This window comes from Sphaerisporangium sp. NPDC049457, assembly GCF_055586705.1.
On sequence record NZ_JBVJHR010000005.1, the window covers coordinates 263,822 to 286,829 of the forward strand.

Consider the following 23,008-nt stretch of genomic DNA (forward strand, 5'->3'; position numbering starts at 1 on the left):
CCGATGGAGTCGGGGGAGGGGGGAACCGCTTATGCAGATCTGTTGCATATGAAGCGCTAGAAATTCACCCGGACACTCGCGCACCGGGCGGCGGGGCGGCCGCCCGGTGCGGGGTGATCGGTCTTCGTGGATGCCGCGTCAGCGGACGATCCTGGTCCTGAAGCTCTCGTAACGCAGGTCGTTCTGGAGGTCGAGCCTCTCGAGCTCGTTCTCGTCGGTGATGTCGACGCCCGGCGGGACGTCGATCGAGTAGCTGCCGAACCGCGCGACGGCGGTGCCCTTGGTGCTGTTCTTCAGCCACACCCGCACCTTGAGGGTGGTGGAGCGGCCGGGCTTCAACGTGCCGAAGATGCAGAACAGCTCGCGCCCGCTTCGCTCGCAGTACGTCGTCGACGCCTTGCTCACCACGCGGATCTTGCCGGCGCCCTTGGGCAGGATGCCGAAGATGCCCGCGAGGTCGGTCGGGAACTCGCCCTTGTTGGTGCTCTTGAGCGAGTAGGTGATCGCGCCGCCGCGGCGCACGGTCCGGTTCCACACGACGCGCGTGGACAGCGGGGACTGCGGAGCGGCCGCGACGTGCTGGGCGCTCGCCGGAGCCGCGGTCACGGCCGCGGTGTCCGCCGTGGCGGGAAGGGCGAGCGAGGCGCCCGCCAGGGACCCTGCGAGGGTGAGGGCGGCAAGTGCGGAGAGGTGCCGGCGCATGGGTGATCTCCCGTAGAAGTGGCTCGAATGACGTGATTCAACATCGAGCTATCGTCTTGGAACGTCCTAGCGCATCACTTTATCCAGATTTGATCTGGTGTGATCATGTGTAGATCGCCGAATTCATGCCACAGATACTCTTCGCGCAACGCCTCCTCGTACGACCGCGACAGCAGATCGTCGCCCGCGATGGCCGACAGCATGAGCAGATGACTCGAACGCGGCTCGTGCAGCCCGGTGATGAGCCCGTCCACCGCGCGCACCCCCGACGCCGGCGTGACGATGTGCGAGGTCCAGCCTTCGGCGGCGCGCACCTCGCCCTCCTGGTCGGCGGCCGTCTCAAGTGCCCGCACGACCGTGGTGCCGACCGCGATGACCCGCCCCTCCGCCTGGTTCACCAGGCGGGCCGTCGGGGCGGAGACGGCGAAGCGCTCGGGATAGGGCGGCTCGTCCTTCTCCGGTGAGGCCACTCCGGTGTGCAGGGTGATCGGCGCGATGACGACGCCCCTGCTGACCAGGGCGGTCACCAGCTCGTGGCTGAACGGCCGCCCGGCGCTCGGCATCTCGGCGCTCCCGGGACGCACCCCGAAGACGGTCTGGTAGTCCGACAGCGGCCAGTCGTGCTCGACGTAGGAGTAGCGGATCGGCCTCCCGTGCGCCCGGAGGTAGGCGGGCACGTCGCGGTCGAGCCTCGCCCGCCACAGCCGGGGCGTCTCGCGCTCCAGCAGGCGAAGCGTGGCGCCTCCGGGAAGGGGCAGCCACTCGCCCGGACGCCCGCCCGTGTACGGGCTCGTCGTGCCGCGCGCGCGGCGCCGCAGCTCCACCAGCCACGAGCCGTCCTCGCGCTCGGTGGAGAAGTGGACGGCGAGCCGGTCCAGCGGCACGGCCGCGGGCAGCGTCGCCGAGTCGTTCACGACCAGCACGTCACCGGCGCGGAGCAGGTCCGGCAGGTCGGTGAACGCGTGGTGGGTGATCGCCCCGGTGTCCTTCCCGCTGACCATGAGACGTACGGCGTCGCGCGCCAGCCCGCGCGCCTCCGGTGGTTCGTGCGCCTCGCGCACCGGGGGAAGGTCGAAGGCGATCACCGGATCACCCGTCCGCTGCCGGGCCGCCGCTTGACCAGGTCCACCAGGAACGGCGCCACGGTCTCCGGGTCGGCCGCGTGCGAGGCCTCTTCCTCGCCGAGGGCCTCGGCCAGCATGCGGGTGCGCATCTCGCCCGGGTCCACCCACCAGACGGCGATGCCGGGCTCCTCGACGGCGAGCACGTTGGACAGGTGGTCGAGCGCCGCCTTGGTCAGGCCGTACCCGCCCCAGCCCTCGTAGGCCCCGACCGCCGCGTCCGACGAGATGTTGATCACCGCGCCCCTGCGCTCGCGAAGCCCGCGCAAGGTGGCCTGGATCAGCGCGAGAGGCGCGACGACGTTGGCCGCGAGGGCGCCGGTGAGCGCGTCCAGTGGGTAGGCCGCGAGCGGGGGCAGCGGGACGGCCCCGAGCGTGCCGGCATTGTTGACCAGCAGGTCGAGGCCGCCCAGCTCGTGCGCGGCCTCGGCCAGGCGGGCGCGGTGCGCCGGGTCGGCGACGTCGCCGGCCAGCGCCGTGGCGCCGGTGAGCCGCGCGGCCTCGGCGAGGTCGGCCGTCCCCCTCGCGGTGATGATCAGGCGCCAGCCGTCGGCGGCCAGCGCGCGGGCCAGGGCGAGGCCGAGACCCCGCGACGCCCCGGTCACCAGGGCGGTGGGCGCGCCGGCGGCCGGGGCCGGCGGTACGGCGGCGGTGGAGTGCGTACGCGTCGTTGTCCGGATGTCGTCTGCCCCAGGGCCGGTGTCGTCTGCCGCGGGGCCGGTGTCGTGTGCCATGGAGCCGACGCTAGGAACGGGGCGCCCGTCCCGGCATCGGGCCGGGGACCCGTCTCGGCACGGGCTCATGGCCTAGGACCATCGGCCGAGCCGCGCGGGCCGCCCGTGCGCTTACAGTGTGGGCGTGACGACGCGATCGGCCGGCGCGGGGGACGCCGCAGGTGGCGGGCGGCGCGACGCGGTCCTGCACGCCGTCAGCTCGGCCGTGCTCGCCGTCACCCGGCACCTGTCGGTGCGTGAGGTGCTCCAGGTGATCGTGCGGTCCGCCAAGGACCTGCTCGACGCCCGGTACGCCGCGCTCGGCGTGCCCGACGACGACGGCACGTTCGCGGAGTTCGTCGCCGAGGGCGTGAGCGACAAGCAGTGGGAGGCCATCGGCCCGCTCCCGCGCCAGCACGGCATGCTGGCCGCGATGCTCAACGACGCCTCGCCGGTGCGGCTGCCCGACATCCGCGAGGACCCGAGGTTCGGGTGGTGGCCGAGCGTCCATCCGGTGCTCAAGGACTTCATCGGGGTGCCGATCCGCGACGGCGACCAGGTGCTCGGCATCATCTTCCTGTCCAACAAGCGCACGCCGGGCGGGTTCACCCGGCAGGACGAGGACCTGCTCACGCTGTTCGCCGGGCACGCGGCGATCGCGCTCACCAACGCCCGCCTGTACGAGCGCGGCCGCGAGCTCACGGTGATCGAAGAGCGCACCCGCATGGCCCACGAGCTGCACGACGCCGTGACGCAGAAGCTGTTCTCACTGCGGCTGACGACCCAGGCCGCGTCCTCCCTGGTCCGAGCCGACCCCGAGCGGGCGGTGGCCGAGCTGGGCAGGGTGGAGCGGCTGGCGGGGGAGGCGCTCGCCGAGCTGCGGGCCGTGATCGTCGAGCTGCGCCCGGCCGAGCTCGACCGCCACGGGCTGGCCGAGACGCTGCGCAAGCACGTGGCCGTGCTCGACCGCCTGCACCCCGTGGCGATCAGCTTCGCGTCCGGCCCTGACCCGCTCGGCGACCTGCGGCCGGAGGCCGAGGTCACCGTGCTGCGCGTCGCCCAGGAGGCACTGCACAACGCCCTCAGGCACGCGGACGCCTCCGCCATCCAGGTGAGCCTGGAAGCGGAGGGAACGCGCGTCAGGCTGGACGTCAGGGACGACGGGCGCGGTTTCGCCGACGGCGCTCCTGCCTACCGCGGCCTGGGGCTGGTGTCGATGAGAGACCGGGCCGACGCGGTCGGCGGGACGCTGACGGTGACCTCCGAACCCGGCGCGGGTACCGCCGTCCGGCTGGAGGTGCCGACGTGAGCCGTACTGGAGGCGCCGGCGTGAGCCGGGCTCATCGCACCGGCGTGAGCCGTACGGCCGGCACCGGAGTGGGCCCAGCCGGGGCGGGGGGACGGCGATGATCAGGGTGCTCATCGCGGACGACCACCCCGTCGTGCGCCAGGGCCTGCGCACGTTCCTCGACCTGCAGGACGACCTGGAGGTCGTGGGGGAGGCGGCGGACGGCGCGGAAGCGGTGGCCATGGCAGGGGCGCTCGCCCCCGACGTGCTGCTGCTCGACCTGAAGATGCCCGTGCTGGACGGCCTCGGCGCCCTGCGCGAGCTGTCCGCCCTGGAGACGAAGGCGCGCACCATCGTGCTGACCTCCGTGAGCGACGAACAGGACGTCGCGCCCGCGATGCGGTCAGGGGCGTCGGGGTTCCTGTACAAGGACGTCGAGCCCGCCGCCCTCGTGCAGGCCATCCGCTCGGTGCACGGCGGCCAGGTGGTGCTGGCGCCCGAGGCGGCCGGGGCGGTGCTGTCGGCGCCGCCGGGCGGCGGCCACGAGCCCGACGCGGGCCCCGAGCCGATCGCCGTGCTCACCGAACGCGAGCGGGAGGTGCTCGTGCTCATCGCCTCCGGCCGGTCCAACAAAGAGATCGCCAGGCAGCTCGTCGTGGCGGAGAAGACCGTCAAGACCCACGTCTCGAACATCCTGATGAAGCTCGGCGTACAGGACCGCACGCAGGCGGCGCTGTACGCCGTTCGTCACGGCCTGGCTTGAGCGTCGTCCCTGGAGTGTTTCGCCTCGATGATGGCGTTGTGGGCGGCCACGCGGGCGCGGCGGACGGCACGGTCGAGGTCGCGCAGGGCCTGGCCGCGCATGGCGACCTGGCCGGCGGTGAGCCCACGCTCGTCGGCCAGCCGCAGCACCGAGGCCAGCCGCGCCGTCAGGGCGGCCACGCGATGGGCGCGGGCGGGGTAGCCGGGGGCGAGGCCGTCGTCGGTCGTCCTGATCGACGGCTGGCCCCCGCCGGGGACGTCGACCCGCGTGAGCACGTCGGTGGCCGCGCGCATGGCCAAGGTCAGCGCGTGCTCGGCCTCGGTGAGGCCGGGGACGTCCGGCGGGGTGGCCTCGGCCGCCATGACGGTCCAGCGGATGCCGGAGTAGGAGGACCCGCGGCGGTCGGGCCCGGGGACCAGGCCGAGGCATCGGCCGGGGAGCACGGCGGTGGCGGCCTGCCCGGCCTCGACGGCGGCCATGGTGAAGGAGGGCGGCCCGGTGAGCCCGAGGGGGTCGCCGGCGGCGGGCAGCGACAGGCGCAGGGCGCCGACGCCGTCCACGCGCAGGTCGGCGAGGAACCCGCGGAGGGAGATCTCGGTCACCTCGCTCAGGACCACCTGTGGTCCCGCGGCGCGCTCAAGCCGGTCGACAGCCTCATCAAGGCCGACATGTCCGGCAAGCCAAGCGTTGCCCCATGCGACCAGGGTGGCGGAGATCGGTGAATCGGGGTGCACCGATCCACGATATGCGCTGATGCTGCAATAGGTTTGGTCCGGAGGGACACTGGGCGGGGTGACTTGCCCGGTGAAGCCGGGGCGCTCCCGACCAACGGGGTGCTCCGGACGATCATGTCAGGAGGTATCCGGGATGGGTGGTCAGGTGCTTCGGCTCCAGGACGTCGCCGTCCGCAGAGATGGCGCGGCCCTGCTGCGGGGCATCGACTGGACCGTCGAGGAGGACGAGCGCTGGGTCGTCATCGGCCCGAACGGCGCGGGGAAGACGACGCTGCTCCAGGTCGCGGCGGCGCTTCTGTATCCGAGCGAGGGCTCGGTCGAGATCCTCGGCGAGCGGCTCGGCCAGACCGACGTCTTCGACCTGCGCCCGCGCATCGGCCTCGCCAGCGCGGCGCTCGCCGAGCGGGTGCCCCCGGAGGAGAAGGTCATCGACCTGGTGCTCACCGCGTCCTACGCCATCCTCGGCCGGTGGAACGAGGAGTACGACTCCGGTGACGTCACGCGCGCCGTCGAGCTCATCGACCAGCTCGGCTGCGCCCACCTGATCAGGAGGAAGTTCGGCACCCTGTCGGAGGGCGAGCGCAAGCGCGTGCAGATCGCCCGCGCCCTCATGCCCGATCCTGAGCTGCTGCTGCTCGACGAGCCCGCCGCCGGCCTCGACCTCGGCGGCCGCGAAGACCTCGTGCGCCGGCTGTCCGCGCTGGCCTACGACGCCGCCGCGCCGACGATGGTGCTGGTCACCCACCATGTCGAGGAGGTGCCGGCCGGGTTCACCCACGTGCTGCTGCTGCGGCACGGCTCCGTGGTCGCCCAGGGCCCGATCGAGTACGTGATGACCGCCGACAACCTGTCGCGCACGTTCGGCGTGCCGCTGAGCCTTGAGCGCAGCATGGACGGCCGCTGGTACGCCCGCGCGCTGCCGGGCTGACCGGCGGCCGGGGAGGCCGGGGATAGCCGGGGGAAATCGACGAACGAGACGGGCGATTCGCGATCGGTATTGACCGGCTCGGGTGGTTGACGAACGCGTAAAGGGAAAACCAAATATCATTCCGGCCGGGGCTCATCGGTTTCTTCGGGTCGGAGTTGGCTCATGACACAGCTCGTCGTCGCCATGGTCGTGGTAGCCGTCGCTGGTTTCGCGTTGTACCGCACCATCCGCATCGTCCCCCAGGCGCAGGCGTACATCATCGAGCGGCTGGGGCGCTACCACCGCACCCTGACCCCGGGCCTGAACATCGTCGTGCCGTTCATCGACGGCGTGAAGACCATGGTCGACCTGCGGGAACAGGTGGTGTCCTTCCCCCCGCAGCCGGTGATCACCTCCGACAACCTGGTGGTGTCGATCGACACCGTCATCTACTTCCAGGTGACCGACCCCAAGGCCGCGACCTACGAGATCGCCAACTTCCTCACCGGCGTCGAGCAGCTCACCGTCACCACCCTGCGCAACGTGGTCGGCGGCATGGACCTCGAGCGCACGCTGACCTCCCGCGAAGAGATCAACTCCGAGCTGCGCGGCGTCCTGGACGAGGCCACCGGCAAGTGGGGCATCCGGGTCAACCGCGTCGAGCTGAAGGCCATCGACCCGCCGGCGTCCATCCAGGACTCGATGGAGAAGCAGATGCGGGCCGACCGCGACAAGCGCGCCTCCATCCTGTCCGCCGAGGGTCAGAAGCAGTCGGCGATCCTGACCGCCGAGGGCGAGCGCCAGGCCGCGGTCCTCAAGGCCCGCGGCGAGGCGGAGGCCGCCGTGCTGCGCGCCCAGGCCGACGCCGAGGCGCAGGCCATGCGGGCCAAGGGCCAGGCGGACGCCATCGCGATGGTGTTCCGCGCCATCCACGAGGGCAACCCCGACCAGCGGCTGCTCGCCTACCAGTACCTCCAGACGCTCCCCGAGATCGCCAAGGGCGACGCCAACAAGGTGTGGATCGTGCCGTCCGAGATGGGAAGGGCGCTGGAGAACCTGGGCGGGCTGTTCGCGGCGCCGAAGGACTCTTCGGCCAACCACAGTTCGGCCACCGAGGCGCACTGACCGCTCGGTCCCACCGGCCGTCCGCGGCCTGGTGGGAGCCGCGTGGTGAGCCCTCGTGCGCGGGGCAGGTACGGTTGCCGCCTAACATCGGGCGGAGCCGTGCGAAAGGTGAACTCTTGGCACCGTGGGAGGTCGTCGCGGTCCTGCTGGCCGGGGTCGCGGCAGGAGGCATCAACGCCGTCGTCGGGTCGGGTTCGCTGATCACCTTTCCGACGCTGCTGGCGCTGGGCTACCCCCCGATCGTCGCCAACGTGTCGAACAACGTCGGCCTCGTGGCCGGCGGGGTGGCCGGGGTGCTCGGCTACCGCGACGAGCTCAAGGGCCAGCGTCAGCGGCTGGTGCGGCTCGGCGCGGCGTCGGTGCTCGGCGCGCTGACGGGCGCCCTGCTGCTGCTCCAGCTCCCCGCCGAGGCCTTCCAGGTGATCGTCCCCGTGCTCATCGCGCTGGCCTGCGTGCTGGTCGTGGTCCAGCCCAGGCTGAACGCCCGGCTGTCCAGGCGGCAGGGCGAGCCGCGCTCGGACGGCGGGCCGTGGCTGTGGCTGGGCGTCTTCGGCGCCGGCGTCTACGGCGGGTACTTCGGCGCCGCGCAGGGCGTGGTGCTGATCGGGTTGCTCGGCACCTTCCTCACCGAACACCTGCAACGGGTGAACGCGGCCAAGAACATGCTGTCGCTGCTGGTCAACTCCACGGCGGCCGTCGTGTTCGCGCTCATCGCGCCGGTCGACTGGTGGGCGGTGCTGCTGGTGTCGCTGGGCTCCACGGTCGGCGGTTTCCTCGGGGCGCGGGTGGGCCGCCGGCTGCCGGCCCGGGTGCTGCGCGCGGTGATCGTCGTCGTCGGGATCGTCGCGATTGTCAAACTGGTGTACGGGTAGCCGTTCCCATAAGTGGGTATTTACCTGGACATGAAGGGTGACCGGGTCGAGATCGTCATAGACGCGGGCGACACTCCGCGCACCTACGAGATCGTGGCGACGAAGGCCGGCCGCCGCGTCGACGTCGCCACTCGCAGAGGGCTCGTCGAGGTCAGCGAGGTGACCAGGAGCGGCACCCCCGTGCGCACCGCCCGCTTCATGGCCAGCCGCATCCTGGCCCTGGTCGAGCACCCGGTCGCCGACCAGGAGAAGGACTGAGGACCGCGGGCGCGCGGCTCAGGCCACCTGGCGCGGGCGCACCTGGACGATGCCGTCGCCCCGGACGTTGACCTCGAACGAGGGCTGCGGCGCGGTCGCCGGGCCGTGTACCACCGCTCCGTCCTCCAGGCGGAAGGTGCTGCCGTGCCAGGGGCACACGACGCAGGCCTCGTCGTCGTCCAGGACGAGCCGTCCCTGGTGCAGCGGGCCGGCGAGGTGCGAGCAGCGGTCGGCGAGGACCTTGACGTCGGTGCCGTGGCGCAGCACGAACAGGTGGATGTAGCCGAGACGGCGCGCCACCGGCCGCCCGTCGGGCAGGTCCCACAGCCGGCACAGGTCGTGCCAGCCGAGCGGCACCAGGTGGGTGATCTGCTCGGCGTGGCTGGGCCCGGCCGCCATGCGGTAGGCCAGGTGCCCGCCGAGGTTGCCGCCGATGCCCACCGCGCCCAGCCCGGCGAAGGCCAGCGCCCGCGCGGCACGGTGCCGACCGGCCAGCCGCAGCATCAGGGAACCGGAGTACAGCCCGAGCCCGGCCACGTTGAACAGCACGTGGATGAGCCCGACCCGCTGCTGTTCCAGGTGCAGCACCGACCAGTCGGTCATCCCGGCGGCGGCGGCCGGGACCGCCGTGGCGATGCCGGTGGCGAGGACGGCCTGCGAGGCGCGGGGGTCCACGTCGATGACGTCGAGCACGGCCGTGGCCGTGAAGCAGCCGAGGCTGACCGTCGCCAGCGGAGGGTGGAGAGGGTGACCGGTGGGCACCCCGTGCAGGACGTCCCTGACCGAGCTGCCGAGCGGCAGCCTGCGCCGGATCAGCTTGGCCAGCGGGACGACGACGCGGTCCAGAGACCTCATGTGCTCGATGCGGTCGGTGACCCCGACCGGGAGCGACATGCGTGCCAGACCCAAAGATTCCCGGAGCGTGCGACGTCGCGAGTTGATGGACTTCGAAGTTTCCTCCACTTTCGCCCCCTCTCGCCCTAGGGGGACCTACCCCCCTTGAGCCACGGAGAACACCGCGGAGGCGGCTACGCCCGGCCGCGTGCCAGGTGGCCGCGGACGGCCGACAGTTCGATGATCTCTGTGGCGTAGTCGCCGAGGGCCGGTGACCCCTCGCGAATGATCTCGACCTTCTCCATCACCTGATCCACCGTGACGCCGTGGCGCACCCAGCTGCCGCCCTCGTTGTGGTGGTTGGCCATCATCGGGGCCAGCCGGTCGAGCGCCTTGGCGAAACGGGCCTCGGGAGTGACGCGCGCCTCGAACTCGTCCCACAGGGCGCGCAGGGTGGCCGTCTGGTCCGCCGGCAGCAGCCCGAAGATGCGGTCGGCGGCGGCCCGCTCGGCCTTCTCCTGCACCTCGACCGCCGTCAGGTCGTACACGAAGGTGTCGCCCGCGTCGATCTCGACGATGTCGTGCACGAGCAGCATGGCGGTCACCCGGTCGAGGTCGGTGCCGGGCGGCGCGTACTCGGCGAAGACCATGGCCAGCATGCCGAGGTACCACGAATGCTCGGCGTCGTTCTCCCGGCGAGAGCCGTCCATCAAGGTGTTGCGGCGCAGAACGCGCTTCAATTTGTCGATTTCCACGGCGAAACCGACCTGGGCCAGCAGACGTTCCTTATCGGGCACGGTGGTCACGCGCCACAGCCTATTACCGGCGGCGCCCCGATTGCCCCAGACCCGCGCCTCACCACCCGCGCCTCCCGTGGCTCACGCCGGTGCCAGAGTGACCGGCACGCCGTTGAACACCGCGTTCCCCGACAGCGGGTCGATGACCGACTCGTCGGTCAGCGCGTTGGCGTTCACCCCCGCGTGCTTGGCGGCGACCGGCTGGGAGCCGCCCGCGTGGCCCCAGCCGTGCGGGAGGCTCACCACCCCGCGCATGATCGTGTCGGTCGGTTCGACGGTCACGGTGAGCTCGCCCGCCGCCGACCGGATCACCGCCCGCCCATCGAGCCCCAGCTCGGCGGCGTCCTGCGGGTTGACCTGCAGCGTGCAGCGGTTGCTGCCGCCGACCAGCGGCTCCACGTTGTGCATCCAGCTGTTGTTGGAGCGCAGGTGCCGCCGCCCGATGAGGACGAAGCCCGGGTCGGGCCTGCCGAGCGCCTCGCGCAGCCGCGGGAGGTCCGCGAGGATCGCCTCGGGGGCCAGCTCGACGGCGCCGGAGGCCGTGGCGAGCGCGCCGGGCAGGCGCGGCCGCAGCGGCCCGAGGTCGATGCCGTGCGGATGCTCCAGCAGCACCTCCAGCGACAGTCCCCGCGTGCCCGCGTCCTCACCCGCCCCGGACGCGCGCCGCGCGCCGTCTCCGTCTCCGTCTCCGTACGGCTCGCGGCCGCCCCAATCGCCGTACGGGCCGAGGCGCAGCATCGCGTCCAGGCGCAGCTCGGCGCCGGTGGCGCCGACGAGCATCGCCCGCAGTTCCGCCGGGTCGCGTCCTTCGACGGGCGACCCGGGCGTCTCCCCCGCCTTACGCAGCATCTGCTCCAGGATCAGCTCGTCCAGCAGCCCGGGATCGGCGTCCGCGCCCTGCCCGGAGGCGATCATGGCGAGCCGGGCGAAGATGTCGGCCTCGGACGGGCGTCCGGGCTCCAGCGGCAGCACCGGCGGCGAATAGCGCACGTAGCCGCGCACGGCGAAGTTCAGCAGCAGGAAGTCGAAGTGACCCGACTGCATGACGCGAGGCGGCGGCAGGATGACGTGCGCGTGCCGCGTGGTCTCGTTCAGGTAGGGGTCGACGCTGACCATGAAGTCCAGGCCGGCCAGCGCCCGGTCGAGCCGCGCGCCGTTCGGCGCCGACAGCACCGGATTGCCGGCGACCGTGACCAGCGCGCGGACGCGGCCCTCGCCGGGCGTCTCGATCTCGTCGGCCAGCGTCGCCACGGGCAGTTCGCCGTTGGCCTCGGGCAGGCCGCGCACGCGGCTGTGCCAGCGGCCGGTGGCGTACGGCCTGCGCCGCCGGGGACCCTCGGTCGCGGAGCGGGGGAACATGGCGCCGCCGGGCCGGTCGAGGCCCCCGGTCAGCACGTTCACCACGTCCACCAGCCACTGGGCGAGCGTGCCGAACTCCACGGTGCACGTGCCGATGCGCCCGTACACGGCGGCGGCCGGCGCGGCGGCCAGCTCGCGCGCCAGCCGGACGATCACGTCCGCCGGCACGCCGCACGCGGCCGCGCACGCCTCCGGCGTGAACGCCCGCAACGCCGCCTCCACCTCGGCGAGCCCGCTGACGGCGACACCGACCTTCGTCAGGCCCTCGGAGAAGAGCGTGTGCGCGATGCCGGCCAGCAGGAACGCGTCGGCGCCCGGCCGGACGAAGACGTGCTCGTCCGCCAGCGCGGCGGTGCGGGTGCGGCGCGGGTCGACGACCACGAGCCGGCCGCCGCGCCGCCGCAGCGCCTTCAGCCTGCCGGGGAAGTCGGGCGCTGTGCACAGCGACCCGTTGGACTCCAGCGGGTTGGCGCCCAGCATGAGCAGGTAGCCGGTGCGGTCGAGGTCGGGCACCGGCACCCGCATCGGGTCGCCGAACATCAGCCCCGCCGCCACGTGCTTGGGCATCTGGTCGGCGGTGCTCGCCGAGTACACCTGACGGGTGCCGATCGCGCGGATCAACGGCGCTCCGTACAGCGCCCCGGCCATCGTGTGCGCGTTCGGGTTGCCGAGATAGACGGCCCGCGCCGGCCCGGGCACGGCCGCGAGGCCCCGCTCGACCACGGAGAACGCCTCGTCCCACCCGGCCTCCCGCCACTGCCCGCCCTCGCGGACCAGCGGCCGGCTCAGCCGATCGGGATCCTCGTCCAGCCCGCCGAGACTGGCCCCCTTGGGGCAGATGAACCCCTTGCTGAACGGATCGGCGTCGTCTCCGCGTACCGAGACGACCCTGCCGTCGCCGTCCAGGGCGATCGACAGGCCGCACACGGCCTCGCACAGCGGGCAGGTTCGGTGCGGCATGCGGGCCTCCTGAGCGTGAGGGCTGAACCCATCTTTACCGCTCGGGACGCGATCAAGGAAGTGCCCGGGCGGCCCCCTCCGCCGCCCGGGTCACATCTCGGGTCCGCGAGCTCCCGGTCCGAGACCTCATGGCCTCGCGGATCTGTGCCAGGCGAACGCCTCCTGCCGCCGCCATTCCGGCAGGTCGTTCCAGGGGCCCTTCCGGCGCCGCTCGCCGGGGTCGTCCAGGAACGGCTCGGCGGACGGTTCGCCCAGCGGCGGCCACACGTACGGGTCGGACAGCAGACGGTCGATGCCGACCGGGGCCCGGTCCGGCCGCGGGTCACGGCGGACGATCTCCACCGTGACGAGGTTGGACCACCGGCGGTGCCGGGCCACCCGCGCGGTCATCGCCCCGCAGGCCGAGGCCAGCTCCCCGCCGAACGCCTCGAACGTCTCGGCGCAGATCCCCACCCGGCACAGGATGAGCGCCTTCTCGCCGGCCGGCGTCGGAGTGATCCACAAGATCAGCGGCAGGCGGCCGCGCGCGGTGTGCAGCGGCGCGTCCGAGAACAGCCGTTGCATGCGGTGCCGGGAGTAGACACACCAGAAGTGCGCCATGATCCGGCCCCGCCCGGCCCTGACCGTCACCGGCAACGCGACCAGGCCGGTGACCAGCCCGAACACCCACCAGCCCTGCGCGGCGTACGCCAGGACGCCCAGCGCCAGGACGCCGGCCGCCAGGAGGATCTCGCTGCGCCGCCGCCACAGGACCGTGAGGCCGCCGGGGCGGACGGCCGGGGGGTACGGCCCGCCGGCGTGCGGGTTGTGCCGTATGTTCCGCGGGTTCACGCGATCACCCGCCCGGCGCCGTGCGCGCGGGCCCGACCGGCTCGGGCCGGGCGTACAGCAGATCGTCCGTGGGCCAGACCCGCAGGTCCTTCACCGGACGGGCGGGCTTGTCACGGCCTTCGAGCTTGGTCTCGGCGGCGGGCCGCTCGGCGCGCAGGCGGTCGAACCTGGCGTCGCGGTAACGCCGGGCGCCGAACCCGGTACGGGTGACCGTCCACCCCCGTGCGCGCGCCCGTGCGTCCGGCTTCGCGCAGATGGACTCGTCGGCGCGGTCGAAGAGACCGGCCAAGACGTCCTTGATTTGCGACAGTGGCTTGATAACGTGGAAAGTCATTGAGACTCCCGATCCATGGCTTGAGACGGAGCTCTCGTTCAGCCGGGTCGCAGGTGGCAGCCTACGGCCCGGCTTTGATGCGCCCGGCAGGGCGTCTTCCCCCGTAGCTCAGACGACGACGTTCCCCGGTTTCCCGACTACCTGCCTCCTCCCCACGACCGCCGGACCGCCGCCAGATCGCACCGAAGCCCCTCGGTGAACGCCGGTCTGATCACCGACCCCGCCGATCCACCCCGCTTCGCGATCATTCACCGACCTTTTCGATCAAGATTCGGCAACTTCTCCCTAAATGCTCTCTCATCAGATATTGCCGTGCAAGCCTAGATGAAACAAAATCTGAAACTGTCTCTCCATGATGCTCCGCAAGCCAGCATGCAAATTGCATCACCACGTACGGCATGCAATGGAGGCGGCCACCGCGCCCGCCGCTTGACCTTCAGGGCGAGGGGCGGGCTGAGGTTTGAACTATCGACGTCGTGCAAGGTAGCGTGCAAGTTGCACTGGGTGGACAATGCGTGGGCCATACGGCCTGCGCCCATCACCTGATGTCTCGACGAGGAGGCCGGGTTGCCTGACCGCGGTAGTCCATCTCTGCGCCGGCAGCGGCTCGGCCGGGAACTCCGGCGGCTGCGGGAACGTGCCGACATGATCGGTGATGACGTGGCGGCAAGGCTGGGATGGTCGGCCGCCAAGGTGAGCCGGGTCGAGACCGCCAAGACGTTTCCCACCACGAAGGACGTCGAAGCTCTTCTGGAGCTGTACGGGGCCGACCCCGCCATACGGCAGGAATTGGTGGAACTCCGCCGAGGCGCCGCCCGGAAGGGGTGGTGGGAGGAATATCGAGGCTCCATGGCGGAGACGGTCGTCGAACTCGTCGACCTCGAATCGGAGGCGGTGGAGCTGCGCAACTGGGAGCCCCAGGTCGTGCCAGGTCTCCTGCAGACGGAGGCGTACGCGATGGCGCTGTTCAAAGCGTTCCAGCCGATCGTCCAGATACCGCCCAAGTTCCAACGCGATCGGGCCGCGGTGCGGATGGAGCGCAAGAGGACCCTTCTGCTCGACCAGAAGCCGGTCAGCTTCTATGCCGTGTTCGAGGAGTCGGTCCTGACGCGCCAGTTCGGCGATGCCGAGGTGATGCGTGATCAGTTGCAGCACCTGGTGGAGATCTCTGAACACCCCCATGTCGAGATGAGGATCCTGGCGCGGAGCACTCCTCCGCCGATGCCGACGGGCCCGTTCCTCTATCTTCAGTTTCCTGACTTCCCGGACGTCGTGTACCTCGAGGAGTTCTTCGGGGCGCGCATGGTCGACGACACCGAGCAGGTATTCGCGTACGCGCGGGCCTTTGGTCATCTCCTGGAGTTGGCGCTGGACGAGGCGTCATCCCAGTCACTGATCAAGAAAACCATCTCCGAACACTGGACATGACCCCACGGCGGGTGACGCCTGCTCGCGGACTCCGTTGACCGCATGAACACCATCGCCGACGGGCTGATCTCCCTCGCGTCACTCGACGTCCCCTTCTCGATCGTCATTCGGAAGATCTTCTCCGTGCGTGCTCTCTCGCCGGAAATCGCCGTGCAAGGCTGGATGAAACAAAATCTGCAAGTGTCTTTCTGCGATGCTGTGCAAAGCAGTATGCAACTTGCAATAGCATGGGCCGGTAGCCTGGTGGGCCGTGACGTCCGTGTCCGCCACCTGATGTCTCGACGAGGAGGCCGGGTTGCCTGACCGCGGTGGTCCATCTCTGCGTCGCCAACGGCTCGGCCGGAAACTCTGGCGCTTACGAGACCGCGCCGACATGATCGGTGACGACGTGGCGGTACGGCTGAGATGGTGAACGGCCAAGGTGAGCCGGGTCGAGACGGCCAAGACGTTCCCCACCACGAAGGACGTCGAGGCTTTTCTAAAGCTGTACAAGGCCGACCGCTCTGTACGGCAGCAGCTGCCGAACCTTCGCCGGGGCGCCGCCCAGCAGGGGTGGTGAGAGGAAGATCACGACGCGTCGCCGCCGACGGCCATGGCTCTCATGCGCCGGGAGGCGGAGGCCACGCCGGCCCGCAACCGGGAACCACAGGTGACCCCTGGGCCGTTGCAGACGGCGAACCACGCGCGTGCGCTCATGGCGGCCATGCAGCCGATCGTGCGGGTTCCGCACATGTACATCGATCAACGGGTCGAGGCCCGCATGGCGCGCCGACAGTACCTGCTGCACGGCTCGCGCCCGCTCTCTTCTTCGTGGCGGTCATCGACGAGTCGGTGCTACGCGGCCGGTTCGGTGACGCCGAGGTGATGCGGGAGCAGCCTGATCATCTCGTCGAGATCGCAGATCTTGAACATGCCGAGATGAGGATTCTGACCCAGGAGACCTCGCCTCCGACGCCCACGGGTCCGTTTCTCCATCTGAAGTTCCCAGACTTCACAGACGCGGTGTACCTGAGAAGAGCTCTTCGGAGCGCGGCTCGTCGGCGACGCCGAGCAGGTGTTCGCCGGTGAACGCGCCTTCCGGTACCTTCAAGCAATCTCGCTCGACGAGGCGAAGTCGCAGCAGCTGATTCGCTCCATTTCGGAACGCTGGCAGTAGCGCGAACGCTTCATCGGGGGGCGGCGGGATGCCGGCTTCATGCCGTGAAAGGGAACATTATGCAAATTATCGACAGCCGTAACGGGGAGTGGCGCAGGAGCTCATACAGCTCCACCGGCAACTGCGTCGAGACGGCGTTCGACCGCGCTGGGCGAGTCCACCTGCGTGACAGCAAGAATCTCGGCCCGATGATCAGTGTGCCGGCACAGGAATTCGCGGCTCTCCGCGGGTTCTTGACGGGAGATGCCGATCGGTGAGACCTGCATGACCTTGCGCCTCGGGCAATCGGCCTTCATGATGAAAAGTGCTCTTATGCTGTTGTCTGGGGTGGAGGTCGCTAATGTCCGATACGGGCGGTGGGTGCGGGGTATGGCGGAGAAGCTCCTACAGTGCCAACGGTAATTGTGTGGAAGTCGAGTCCGGCGCCGGCCCACGCGTTCTCGTGCGCGACAGCAAAAACGGCGCGGTTCCCGCCCTGGTTGTGGACAGGCGGGCCTGGGATGCCTTCCTGAACGTCGTCAAGGCCTGATCTCAACGCCCAGGGCTCCATCCGTGCCGCGGATGGAGCCCTTGTCGCTTCAGGGCATGCCACTCGATCAGAGACGCCGCGCATGAGTCCTCCTGAGATTGAATTTGTTTCATGCGGCCGCGAAATGGTCCTGTGACAATGCGTGACGGCTAATTCGCGCGACGATTACATCCCCGCTGCGAGACGTTCCGGGTGTGCACGTCCATTGCGATTCGGTCTTCATGGTCATTCCTGCAGGGGCGGCGCGACCCGGTGTGATCGCCGCGACCCTATGACGGCGAGATGCAGTGATCGCTCCGCCTCTCATCGCTCAGAGATCGTTTCGGCGCGCGGCCGGGAGGGCGACGGTCGCGGTGATCGGGTCGCGACGTGCGACGCGGAATCACCTGCCGTCTCGGAGTGCTGTTCTGCCTGATGGCGGTACCTGTGCTCAATCCCGCGCCGACGGCTAGTGATCGTAAACCTTCGTGATTTCGCGGTCGTAAGTTGTAATGCTATGTGCATGGGTATATGTACCGATAACTGCACTGCAATGTCTAGTGCAAGTTGCAGACGGATTCCCCTTCTGTCCATGGGCGAGACGGGGTGAGCGGTCGCGAGGTCATCGGGAGGGTGGAGTGTCGGAGTCAGGCGGGGCTTCTCTGCGGAGGGTGCGGTTGGGGCGGGAGCTTCGGCGGCTGCGGGAGGAGGCCGGGATGGTCGGGGACGCGGTGGCGGTCCGGCTGGAGTGGTCGGCCGCGAAGGTGAGCCGCATCGAGACGGCCAAGACCTTTCCGTCGGTGAGCGATGTCGCGCGACTCGTGGAGCTGTACGGGGCCGATGAGACCGTACGGGAGCAGGTCGTCGAACTGCACCGGGACGCCGGGCGGAGGCGGTGGTGGGAGGAGTACCGGGGCGCGGTCCCGGCGCCGGTGCTGGAGCTGACGGACCGGGAGGCGGAGGCCCGCCGGGCGCGGGTCTGGGAGCCGCACATCGTGCCGGGACTGTTGCAGACCCATGACTACGCGCGGGCGGTGATGGCGGCCATCCAGCCCGTCGAGCGGATCCCGGCGACCGCCGTCGCCCGGCGGCTCGAAGCGCTGATGGCGCGGCAGAAGCACCTGCTGGACGGTTCGCGGTCGTTCGCCTTCGCGGCCGTCATCCACGTGTCGGCGTTGCTCCGCCCGTTCGGCGACGGCCTGGTGATGCGCGAGCAGCTCGGCCACCTTCTTGAGGTCGGCGAACTCGACCACGTGAGCGTGCGGGTCCTGACCAGGGACACCCCGCATCCGCTGGTCGCCGGCCCGTTCGTCCATCTGGAGTTCCCCGACTTCCCCGGCGTCGTGTATCTGGAGGAGATCATGGGCGCCCGGTTCGTGGAGGACGCCGGCCAGGTGCTCGGCTACGAGCGGGCCTTCGAGCATCTGCACTCCATCGCCCTGGACGAGGCGGCGTCCCGGCGGATGGTCCGTGACATCGCCGAGCGGTGGTGATGAACCCCTGCCGACGACGGGAGTGGTGACCTCCGGCGCCGGCTTCTTCGAGAACGGTTCTGATGAGAGCGGATACGTTCATGGTGGCTAACGCTCAACCCCCGGGAGCGCCGGTGAACCGCGCGTTCGCGCTCCCCTTGCCGCGCAGGAAGATGGCGCGCAGGCATCTGCAGTGGATGAAGAACAACCTGCTGGAGGCGGGCTTCACCTCGGTCGACGTCGACCACGACGGCCTGCGGGCCAAGGACGCGGTGCGGCACGACAGTGTCGCGATGTCGCTGGAGGAGGGCCTGTTCCGGGCTCAGGTGCACTGTGAGACCCACGGCCCCGGCGCCGAGGACCTGGAGAACTCGATTCTGAGATGGCACCACGACTTCGTCGGCAGCGCGGTCGCCTGGACGGGCGGCCGATGGTGGATCATGCTGCTCTACCCCGCCAGGTGGATCGTCCTGGTGAGCGTGCCGCTGGTGGCCGGGTTGGCCATCTGGTACATCACCGGCCGGTGAACGGGCACGGCGCCGGGTGAGCCGGGAAGGTCGTGCATCGCCGGAATGAGACGGCTCGCGTCTTGGGAGAAGGCGCGAGCCGATCGGGTGTGCGGCGTGGGTCAGGCGATGCCGAGGCCTTGGGCGACGCTTTGGCCGAGGTCCTTGTGGATGTTGGTCCAGTATTCGACGACGCGCTTCTTCATGTCGGTGGTGACCTCCGGGGCGGAGGCGTGGCCGACGACGTTGCTCACCAGGTGCCGGCGGTCGGTCTCGGACAGGACGTTCTCCCACAGGGCGCGCGGCTGGACGAAGTCGTCGTCCTCGGCGTGCTTGAGGTAGGCGCTGCGGATGATCTCACCGGCGATGTGGTAGCCCTCGCCGTCGAACAGCGACGGGTCGGCCACCGGGCCGCCGGCGCTGTTGGGCGCGTACAACGGGTCGCCCGGGTTGCTGTAGCGCATCGCGCCGTCCTTGTTGTAGCTGTGGACGGGCGACTTCGGCCGGTTAACCGGCAGCTGCAGGTAGTTGGCGCCGATGCGGTGGCGGTGGGTGTCGGGATAGGAGAACAGCCGGCCCTGGAGCATCTTGTCCGGGGACGCGCCGATGCCCGGCACGAGGTTCGCCGGCTCGAACGCGGCCTGCTCGACCTCGGCGAAGTAGTTCTCCGGGTTGCGGTTGAGGGTGAACCTGCCGATCGTGATCTCGGGGTAGTCGGCGTGCGGCCACACCTTGGTCAGGTCGAACGGGTTGAACCGGTAGTCCGCGGCCTCCTCGAACGGCATGATCTGCACGTTCACCGTCCAGGACGGGTGGTCGCCGCCGGCGATGGCGGTGTACAGGTCGCGGATGTGGAAGTCGGCGTCCTGGGCGATCGCGGCGCCGGCCTCGGCGTCGGTGAAGTTTTTGATGCCCTGGTCGGTCTTGAAGTGGTACTTGACCCAGAACTTCTCGCCGGCCGCGTTGTACCACAGGAAGGTGTGCGAGCCGAAGCCGTGCATGTGCCGCCAGCTGGCCGGCGTGCCGCGGTCGGTCATCAGGAAGGTGACCTGGTGGGCCGACTCGGGGGACAGCGTCCAGAAGTCCCACTGCATGTTGTGGTCGCGCAGGTGGTTGTCGGCCCGGCGCTTCTGGCTGTGGATGAAGTCGGAGAACTTCGACGGGTCGCGGATGAAGAAGATCGGCGTGTTGTTGCCGACGATGTCGTAGTTGCCCTCGTCGGTGTAGAACTTGATCGCGAAGCCGCGCGGGTCGCGCTGGGTGTCGGCGCTGCCGAGCTCGCCCGCGACCGTGGAGAAGCGCAGGAACAGGTCGGTCTGCCTGCCCTTCTGGAAGAGGCCGGCCTTGGTGTACTGGCTGACGTCCTCGGTGATCTGGAGGATGCCGTAGGCGCCGCCGCCCTTGGCGTGCACCACTCGCTCGGGAACCCGCTCGCGGTTGAACTGGGCCATCTTCTGGATGACGTAGTGGTCCTGCAGCAGCAGGGGGCCGTTGGGGCCAACGGAGAGCGAGAACTCGTCGCTCGGCGCGGGAATCCCCGCGTCGTTCGTGGTGGTAGGCCGGTCGGTCATCGCGCGGTCCTCCGGATCGTCGTCGAAATGGAGTACGGCTTGCGCCTTGACTCCGTGGTGAGTTCGGCGAGGGTCAGGCGCTCAGGGCCAGGCATTCGGAGCAGGTGCCCCAATAGATGACGTCGGCCTCCTCGACGTGGAACCCCGCGGCGTCCACAGGGTCGAGGCAGGGCGCTTCCCCTGTCGCGCAGTCCACGTCGGTCACCTTGCCGCACTTGCGGCAGACGAGGTGGTGGTGGTTGTCACCCACCCGGGCCTCGTAACGCGCGGGGCTGCCCATGGGCTCGATCTTGTGGAGGAGCCCGGCGCCGTGCATCGCGTGCAGTCCGTCGTAGATCGCCTGGAGGGACACGTGGCCGACGCGATCGCGCACACCGCGATAGATGGCGTCCACATCGAGGTGGTCGCCGTCTCTGACGGTGTGCAGGATCGCGATGCGGGCCGCCGTCACGCGCAGCCCGGCATCGTGCAGCCGTTCGACATCCCCCACGACCTGCACCTTAGGCGGTAAACCTGAATCATTCAAGTAAAGGAACCTTCCTGCTTAGGCGATTTTCGATCGGCCGCCCGGGGGGCGGTGTCCAGATCTAGGCGGAGGTGGCATGCTCTTGGAGCGATGAGAACCGAGCCCGTACCTGATGTCCTGCCCGATTTGCCAGTGATCTCCCAAAGAATTGCGCGTGCCCGCCGTGCCGCCGCGCTGGCCCTCGCGGTGGCGGTGGCGGCGGTTCCGGTCATGGCGTGCTCGGCCGCGGAGTCCTCCTCGCCCCCGTCCAAGAGCGCCGGCGGCGCCGAGGGGAAGCCGGCCGAGACGGCCTCCGGGCGGCCGGACGCCGCGAAGCGGCGGCCGTTCACCATCTCCTTCGGCGGCGACGTCCACTTCGAGGGCGCGCTGAGGAACCGCCTGGCCAACCCGCGCACCGCGCTCGGCCCGATCTCGTCGGTGCTGCGCCGCGCCGACCTGGCGATGGTCAACCTGGAGACCGCCATCACCCAGGGCGGCACCCCGGCGCCCGGCAAGCAGTACACCTTCCGCGCCCCGCCCACGGCGCTCACCGCGCTCAAGGCCGCGGGCGTCGACGTGGCGTCCATGGCCAACAATCACGGCATGGACTACATGGAGGGCGGGCTGCGCGACTCCCTGGCCGCCATCCGCCGCGCCAGGTTCCCCGTCGTCGGCATCGGCAAGAACGCCGCCGAGGCGTACCGGCCGTTCCGCAAGGTCGTGAACGGCAACCGGGTGGCCATCATCGGCGCGACCCAGGTGCTCGACAGCGAGTTCATCCAGGCCTGGACCGCGACCGCCGCCAAGGGCGGCCTCGCCTCGGCCAAGAACGAGGCGCGGCTCATCCAGGCCGTCCGGCAGGCGCGCCGCACCTCCGACACCGTCATCGTCCATCTGCACTGGGGCACCGAGCTGCAGAAGTGCCCGAACCAGGCCCAGCTCTCGCTGGCGCCCAAGCTGATCGCCGCGGGCGCCGACGTGATCGTGGGCGGGCACGCGCACATTCTCCTCGGCAGCGGTTACCTGCGGGGACGTTATGTCAACTACGGCATGGGCAATTTCGTGTTCTACAACTCCGGCCCGCAGACGGGCGCGACCGGGGTGCTGACCCTGACCATCAACGGGCGGAAGGTGCTCAAGGACCGATGGACGCCGGCGCGGATCAACGGGGGCATCCCGGTTCCGCTGACCGGCGCCGCGCGCACCCAGGCTCTGGCCGGGTGGCAGTCCCTGCGGGGCTGCGCGGGGCTGCGCGCCACGCCGTGACGGCCCTCGCCGCCTCCGCCCGGCCTATATTCGGAATGACAGCGCAGGGGGTGGGCGCATGCGGTTCGCCATCGGAAAGGGCACGGCCTCGCGCGGGTCGCGGCGGGCCGGTGCCGCCGCGTCCCGCACGGCGTACCAGGACCGGCTGGTGGTGGTGACCGGCGCGGGTAGCGGCATCGGCCGCGCCACCGCCCGCGCCTTCGCCGCCCACGGGGCCGAGGTGGTCTGCGCCGACATCGACCTCGAAGCCGCCCGGCGCACGGCGCTGGAGATCACGCGGCGCGGCGCGCGCGCCCATGCCCGTCAGGTGGACGTCTCGCGAGGCGACGACATGGAGCGGTTCGCCGCGGTCGTGCGGGACGAGCACGGCACGCCGGACATCGTGGTGAACAACGCGGGCATCGCCGTCGCAGGGCCGTTCCTCGACCACGAGGTGGCCGACTGGCGGCGCACCATCGACGTCAACCTGTGGGGCGTGATCCACGGGTGCCGGCTGTTCGGACGGCAGATGGTCGAGCGGGGCGAGGGCGGGCACATCGTGAACGTCGCCTCGCTCGCCGCCTTCGCCCCGTCGCGGCTGCTGCCGGCCTACTCGACGTCCAAGGCGGCGGTGAAGATGCTGAGCGACTGCCTGCGCGCCGAACTGGCGGGCAGGGGCATCGGCGTGAGCGTCATCTGCCCGGGTTTCACCTCCACGCCGATCGCGAGCAACGCGATCTACCGCGGGGGAGACCGCGAGCTGAGCGAGAAGGCGCTGCGGCGGCGCGGTTATCCGCCCGAGCGCGTCGCGGCGCACATCCTGCGGGCCGTCCACCGCAACACGGCCGTCGTCCCGGTGAACGCCGAAGGCAAGATCGGATATACCTTGTCGCGTCTTTCTCCGGGGCTATTGCGGGGAATTGCCCGCATTATGAATTCCGAAATGGGACGTCTGGCCGGGAAGCACTGACCGTCGCAGCGGAAAAGTGCAAGATGAACCTGTGTCAGGCACGCCCATT

At 70.3% G+C, this 23,008-nt stretch carries 29 protein-coding genes; 17 read left to right on the forward strand and 12 right to left on the reverse strand.

Annotation, left to right across the window (positions count from 1 at the left end; all coding sequences use genetic code 11):
* Positions 1–138: 138 nt before the first annotated feature.
* From ACZ6QO_RS10475 to ACZ6QO_RS10485, 3 genes are all read right to left on the reverse strand, one after another.
* The gene (locus ACZ6QO_RS10475) at positions 139–702 is read right to left on the reverse strand and encodes a hypothetical protein (protein ID WP_465849531.1); all 564 of its coding nucleotides are present in this window, start codon (positions 700–702) and stop codon (positions 139–141) included.
* 74 nt (positions 703–776) lie between these two features.
* The gene (locus ACZ6QO_RS10480) at positions 777–1,787 is read right to left on the reverse strand and encodes an S-adenosylmethionine:tRNA ribosyltransferase-isomerase (protein WP_465849533.1); all 1,011 of its coding nucleotides are present in this window, start codon (positions 1,785–1,787) and stop codon (positions 777–779) included.
* A complete protein-coding gene (locus ACZ6QO_RS10485; RefSeq protein WP_465849535.1) occupies positions 1,784–2,557 on the reverse strand; it encodes an SDR family NAD(P)-dependent oxidoreductase in 774 nt (257 codons plus the stop codon). The genes ACZ6QO_RS10480 and ACZ6QO_RS10485 overlap by 4 nt, the downstream gene beginning before the upstream one ends.
* A gap of 124 nt (positions 2,558–2,681) precedes the next feature.
* Here ACZ6QO_RS10485 and ACZ6QO_RS10490 point away from each other — a divergent pair, with 124 nt between their 5' ends.
* Both ACZ6QO_RS10490 and ACZ6QO_RS10495 read left to right on the forward strand, forming a co-directional pair.
* On the forward strand, positions 2,682–3,845 hold the full coding sequence (locus ACZ6QO_RS10490; protein WP_465849537.1) for a GAF domain-containing sensor histidine kinase: 1,164 nt from the start codon (positions 2,682–2,684) through the stop codon (positions 3,843–3,845).
* A 97-nt stretch (positions 3,846–3,942) separates the two neighbouring features.
* Positions 3,943–4,587: a response regulator gene (locus tag ACZ6QO_RS10495; protein WP_465849538.1), complete on the forward strand. Its 645-nt coding sequence runs from the start codon at positions 3,943–3,945 to the stop codon at positions 4,585–4,587.
* On the opposite strand, the gene ACZ6QO_RS10500 is transcribed toward ACZ6QO_RS10495, so the two are convergent.
* Positions 4,572–5,321, reverse strand: a complete 750-nt coding sequence (locus ACZ6QO_RS10500; protein ID WP_465849540.1) for a hypothetical protein — start codon at positions 5,319–5,321, stop codon at positions 4,572–4,574. The genes ACZ6QO_RS10495 and ACZ6QO_RS10500 overlap by 16 nt on opposite strands.
* 133 nt (positions 5,322–5,454) lie before the next feature.
* Between ACZ6QO_RS10500 and ACZ6QO_RS10505 the strand changes: the two genes are divergently transcribed.
* The 4 genes from ACZ6QO_RS10505 to ACZ6QO_RS10520 all read left to right on the forward strand — a co-directional run bounded on the left by ACZ6QO_RS10505 (position 5,455) and on the right by ACZ6QO_RS10520 (position 8,483).
* Entirely contained in the window at positions 5,455–6,249 is a 795-nt protein-coding gene (locus tag ACZ6QO_RS10505; RefSeq protein WP_465849542.1) for an ABC transporter ATP-binding protein, read from the forward strand.
* 162 nt (positions 6,250–6,411) lie between these two features.
* The gene (locus ACZ6QO_RS10510) at positions 6,412–7,353 is read left to right on the forward strand and encodes an SPFH domain-containing protein (protein WP_465849544.1); all 942 of its coding nucleotides are present in this window, start codon (positions 6,412–6,414) and stop codon (positions 7,351–7,353) included.
* Positions 7,354–7,469: 116 nt separating this feature from the next.
* Positions 7,470–8,225, forward strand: coding sequence for a sulfite exporter TauE/SafE family protein (locus ACZ6QO_RS10515; RefSeq protein ID WP_465849546.1), 756 nt, complete (start codon positions 7,470–7,472; stop codon positions 8,223–8,225).
* Between the two features lie 30 nt (positions 8,226–8,255).
* The gene (locus ACZ6QO_RS10520; RefSeq protein WP_465849547.1) at positions 8,256–8,483 is read left to right on the forward strand and encodes a hypothetical protein; all 228 of its coding nucleotides are present in this window, start codon (positions 8,256–8,258) and stop codon (positions 8,481–8,483) included.
* An 18-nt stretch (positions 8,484–8,501) separates the two neighbouring features.
* On the opposite strand, the gene ACZ6QO_RS10525 is transcribed toward ACZ6QO_RS10520, so the two are convergent.
* The 5 genes from ACZ6QO_RS10525 to ACZ6QO_RS10545 form a co-directional block, all read right to left on the reverse strand.
* Positions 8,502–9,377, reverse strand: coding sequence for a Rieske (2Fe-2S) protein (locus tag ACZ6QO_RS10525; protein ID WP_465849548.1), 876 nt, complete (start codon positions 9,375–9,377; stop codon positions 8,502–8,504).
* A gap of 134 nt (positions 9,378–9,511) precedes the next feature.
* Positions 9,512–10,123: an HD domain-containing protein gene (locus ACZ6QO_RS10530; protein ID WP_465849550.1), complete on the reverse strand. Its 612-nt coding sequence runs from the start codon at positions 10,121–10,123 to the stop codon at positions 9,512–9,514.
* A gap of 72 nt (positions 10,124–10,195) precedes the next feature.
* Positions 10,196–12,433 carry a molybdopterin-dependent oxidoreductase gene (locus ACZ6QO_RS10535; RefSeq protein WP_465849551.1) on the reverse strand — a complete coding sequence of 746 codons (2,238 nt, stop codon included), beginning with the start codon at positions 12,431–12,433 and terminating at the stop codon, positions 10,196–10,198.
* 126 nt (positions 12,434–12,559) lie between these two features.
* Positions 12,560–13,264 carry a hypothetical protein gene (locus ACZ6QO_RS10540; protein ID WP_465849552.1) on the reverse strand — a complete coding sequence of 235 codons (705 nt, stop codon included), beginning with the start codon at positions 13,262–13,264 and terminating at the stop codon, positions 12,560–12,562.
* A 4-nt stretch (positions 13,265–13,268) separates the two neighbouring features.
* Positions 13,269–13,598, reverse strand: a complete 330-nt coding sequence (locus ACZ6QO_RS10545; protein ID WP_465849553.1) for a hypothetical protein — start codon at positions 13,596–13,598, stop codon at positions 13,269–13,271.
* Between the two features lie 567 nt (positions 13,599–14,165).
* On the opposite strand from ACZ6QO_RS10545, the gene ACZ6QO_RS10550 reads away from it, so the two are divergent.
* The 3 genes from ACZ6QO_RS10550 (at position 14,166) to ACZ6QO_RS10560 (ending at position 15,585) form a co-directional block, all read left to right on the forward strand.
* Positions 14,166–15,026 carry a helix-turn-helix domain-containing protein gene (locus ACZ6QO_RS10550; RefSeq protein ID WP_465849555.1) on the forward strand — a complete coding sequence of 287 codons (861 nt, stop codon included), beginning with the start codon at positions 14,166–14,168 and terminating at the stop codon, positions 15,024–15,026.
* A gap of 42 nt (positions 15,027–15,068) precedes the next feature.
* Positions 15,069–15,329: a hypothetical protein gene (locus tag ACZ6QO_RS10555; protein ID WP_465849557.1), complete on the forward strand. Its 261-nt coding sequence runs from the start codon at positions 15,069–15,071 to the stop codon at positions 15,327–15,329.
* A gap of 118 nt (positions 15,330–15,447) precedes the next feature.
* A complete protein-coding gene (locus tag ACZ6QO_RS10560; protein WP_465849558.1) occupies positions 15,448–15,585 on the forward strand; it encodes a hypothetical protein in 138 nt (45 codons plus the stop codon).
* Positions 15,586–15,593: 8 nt separating this feature from the next.
* Here ACZ6QO_RS10560 and ACZ6QO_RS10565 read toward each other — a convergent pair whose 3' ends face one another.
* A complete protein-coding gene (locus tag ACZ6QO_RS10565; protein WP_465849704.1) occupies positions 15,594–15,722 on the reverse strand; it encodes a hypothetical protein in 129 nt (42 codons plus the stop codon).
* Here ACZ6QO_RS10565 and ACZ6QO_RS10570 point away from each other — a divergent pair.
* The 6 genes from ACZ6QO_RS10570 to ACZ6QO_RS10595 all read left to right on the forward strand — a co-directional run bounded on the left by ACZ6QO_RS10570 (position 15,676) and on the right by ACZ6QO_RS10595 (position 18,689).
* The gene (locus ACZ6QO_RS10570) at positions 15,676–15,891 is read left to right on the forward strand and encodes a Scr1 family TA system antitoxin-like transcriptional regulator (RefSeq protein ID WP_465849697.1); all 216 of its coding nucleotides are present in this window, start codon (positions 15,676–15,678) and stop codon (positions 15,889–15,891) included. The two genes, ACZ6QO_RS10565 and ACZ6QO_RS10570, sit on opposite strands and share 47 nt — an antisense overlap.
* Positions 15,837–16,094, forward strand: a complete 258-nt coding sequence (locus tag ACZ6QO_RS10575) for a Scr1 family TA system antitoxin-like transcriptional regulator (protein WP_465849560.1) — start codon at positions 15,837–15,839, stop codon at positions 16,092–16,094. The genes ACZ6QO_RS10570 and ACZ6QO_RS10575 overlap by 55 nt, the downstream gene beginning before the upstream one ends.
* Positions 16,095–16,241: 147 nt before the next feature.
* Positions 16,242–16,439 carry a DUF397 domain-containing protein gene (locus ACZ6QO_RS10580; RefSeq protein ID WP_465849561.1) on the forward strand — a complete coding sequence of 66 codons (198 nt, stop codon included), beginning with the start codon at positions 16,242–16,244 and terminating at the stop codon, positions 16,437–16,439.
* Between the two features lie 83 nt (positions 16,440–16,522).
* Positions 16,523–16,711 (forward strand): DUF397 domain-containing protein, encoded by a 189-nt coding sequence (locus tag ACZ6QO_RS10585; protein WP_465849563.1) that lies wholly within the window; start codon positions 16,523–16,525, stop codon positions 16,709–16,711.
* Between the two features lie 491 nt (positions 16,712–17,202).
* Positions 17,203–18,183 carry a helix-turn-helix domain-containing protein gene (locus ACZ6QO_RS10590; protein WP_465849564.1) on the forward strand — a complete coding sequence of 327 codons (981 nt, stop codon included), beginning with the start codon at positions 17,203–17,205 and terminating at the stop codon, positions 18,181–18,183.
* Positions 18,184–18,296: 113 nt separating this feature from the next.
* On the forward strand, positions 18,297–18,689 hold the full coding sequence (locus ACZ6QO_RS10595) for a hypothetical protein (protein WP_465849565.1): 393 nt from the start codon (positions 18,297–18,299) through the stop codon (positions 18,687–18,689).
* Between the two features lie 101 nt (positions 18,690–18,790).
* On the opposite strand, the gene ACZ6QO_RS10600 is transcribed toward ACZ6QO_RS10595, so the two are convergent.
* Together ACZ6QO_RS10600 and ACZ6QO_RS10605 are read right to left on the reverse strand one after the other, a co-directional pair.
* Positions 18,791–20,239: a catalase gene (locus ACZ6QO_RS10600; protein ID WP_465849567.1), complete on the reverse strand. Its 1,449-nt coding sequence runs from the start codon at positions 20,237–20,239 to the stop codon at positions 18,791–18,793.
* Positions 20,240–20,312: 73 nt separating this feature from the next.
* Positions 20,313–20,729: a Fur family transcriptional regulator gene (locus ACZ6QO_RS10605; protein WP_465849569.1), complete on the reverse strand. Its 417-nt coding sequence runs from the start codon at positions 20,727–20,729 to the stop codon at positions 20,313–20,315.
* A 126-nt stretch (positions 20,730–20,855) separates the two neighbouring features.
* Here ACZ6QO_RS10605 and ACZ6QO_RS10610 point away from each other — a divergent pair, with 126 nt between their 5' ends.
* Together ACZ6QO_RS10610 and ACZ6QO_RS10615 are read left to right on the forward strand one after the other, a co-directional pair.
* Positions 20,856–22,010, forward strand: a complete 1,155-nt coding sequence (locus ACZ6QO_RS10610) for a CapA family protein (RefSeq protein ID WP_465849570.1) — start codon at positions 20,856–20,858, stop codon at positions 22,008–22,010.
* Between the two features lie 58 nt (positions 22,011–22,068).
* Positions 22,069–22,959 (forward strand): SDR family NAD(P)-dependent oxidoreductase, encoded by an 891-nt coding sequence (locus ACZ6QO_RS10615; protein WP_465849572.1) that lies wholly within the window; start codon positions 22,069–22,071, stop codon positions 22,957–22,959.
* Positions 22,960–23,008 lie beyond the last annotated feature (49 nt).

Excerpts from the sequence above, each read along its gene's own strand:
- ACZ6QO_RS10475 (WP_465849531.1), bottom strand. The coding sequence starts at position 702 with ATGCGCCGGCACCTCTCCGCACTTGCCGCCCTCACCCTCGCAGGGTCC.
- ACZ6QO_RS10485 (WP_465849535.1), bottom strand. The coding sequence starts at position 2,557 with ATGGCACACGACACCGGCCCCGCGGCAGACGACACCGGCCCTGGGGCA.
- ACZ6QO_RS10495 (WP_465849538.1), top strand. The coding sequence starts at position 3,943 with ATGATCAGGGTGCTCATCGCGGACGACCACCCCGTCGTGCGCCAGGGC.
- ACZ6QO_RS10505 (WP_465849542.1), top strand. The coding sequence starts at position 5,455 with ATGGGTGGTCAGGTGCTTCGGCTCCAGGACGTCGCCGTCCGCAGAGAT.
- ACZ6QO_RS10510 (WP_465849544.1), top strand. The coding sequence starts at position 6,412 with ATGACACAGCTCGTCGTCGCCATGGTCGTGGTAGCCGTCGCTGGTTTC.
- ACZ6QO_RS10520 (WP_465849547.1), top strand. The coding sequence starts at position 8,256 with ATGAAGGGTGACCGGGTCGAGATCGTCATAGACGCGGGCGACACTCCG.
- ACZ6QO_RS10525 (WP_465849548.1), bottom strand. The coding sequence starts at position 9,377 with ATGTCGCTCCCGGTCGGGGTCACCGACCGCATCGAGCACATGAGGTCT.
- ACZ6QO_RS10535 (WP_465849551.1), bottom strand. The coding sequence starts at position 12,433 with ATGCCGCACCGAACCTGCCCGCTGTGCGAGGCCGTGTGCGGCCTGTCG.
- ACZ6QO_RS10545 (WP_465849553.1), bottom strand. The coding sequence starts at position 13,598 with ATGACTTTCCACGTTATCAAGCCACTGTCGCAAATCAAGGACGTCTTG.
- ACZ6QO_RS10555 (WP_465849557.1), top strand. The coding sequence starts at position 15,069 with ATGAACACCATCGCCGACGGGCTGATCTCCCTCGCGTCACTCGACGTC.
- ACZ6QO_RS10565 (WP_465849704.1), bottom strand. The coding sequence starts at position 15,722 with ATGAGCGCACGCGCGTGGTTCGCCGTCTGCAACGGCCCAGGGGTCACC.
- ACZ6QO_RS10580 (WP_465849561.1), top strand. The coding sequence starts at position 16,242 with ATGCAAATTATCGACAGCCGTAACGGGGAGTGGCGCAGGAGCTCATAC.
- ACZ6QO_RS10585 (WP_465849563.1), top strand. The coding sequence starts at position 16,523 with ATGTCCGATACGGGCGGTGGGTGCGGGGTATGGCGGAGAAGCTCCTAC.
- ACZ6QO_RS10590 (WP_465849564.1), top strand. The coding sequence starts at position 17,203 with ATGCTATGTGCATGGGTATATGTACCGATAACTGCACTGCAATGTCTA.
- ACZ6QO_RS10600 (WP_465849567.1), bottom strand. The coding sequence starts at position 20,239 with ATGACCGACCGGCCTACCACCACGAACGACGCGGGGATTCCCGCGCCG.
- ACZ6QO_RS10610 (WP_465849570.1), top strand. The coding sequence starts at position 20,856 with ATGAGAACCGAGCCCGTACCTGATGTCCTGCCCGATTTGCCAGTGATC.
- ACZ6QO_RS10615 (WP_465849572.1), top strand. The coding sequence starts at position 22,069 with ATGCGGTTCGCCATCGGAAAGGGCACGGCCTCGCGCGGGTCGCGGCGG.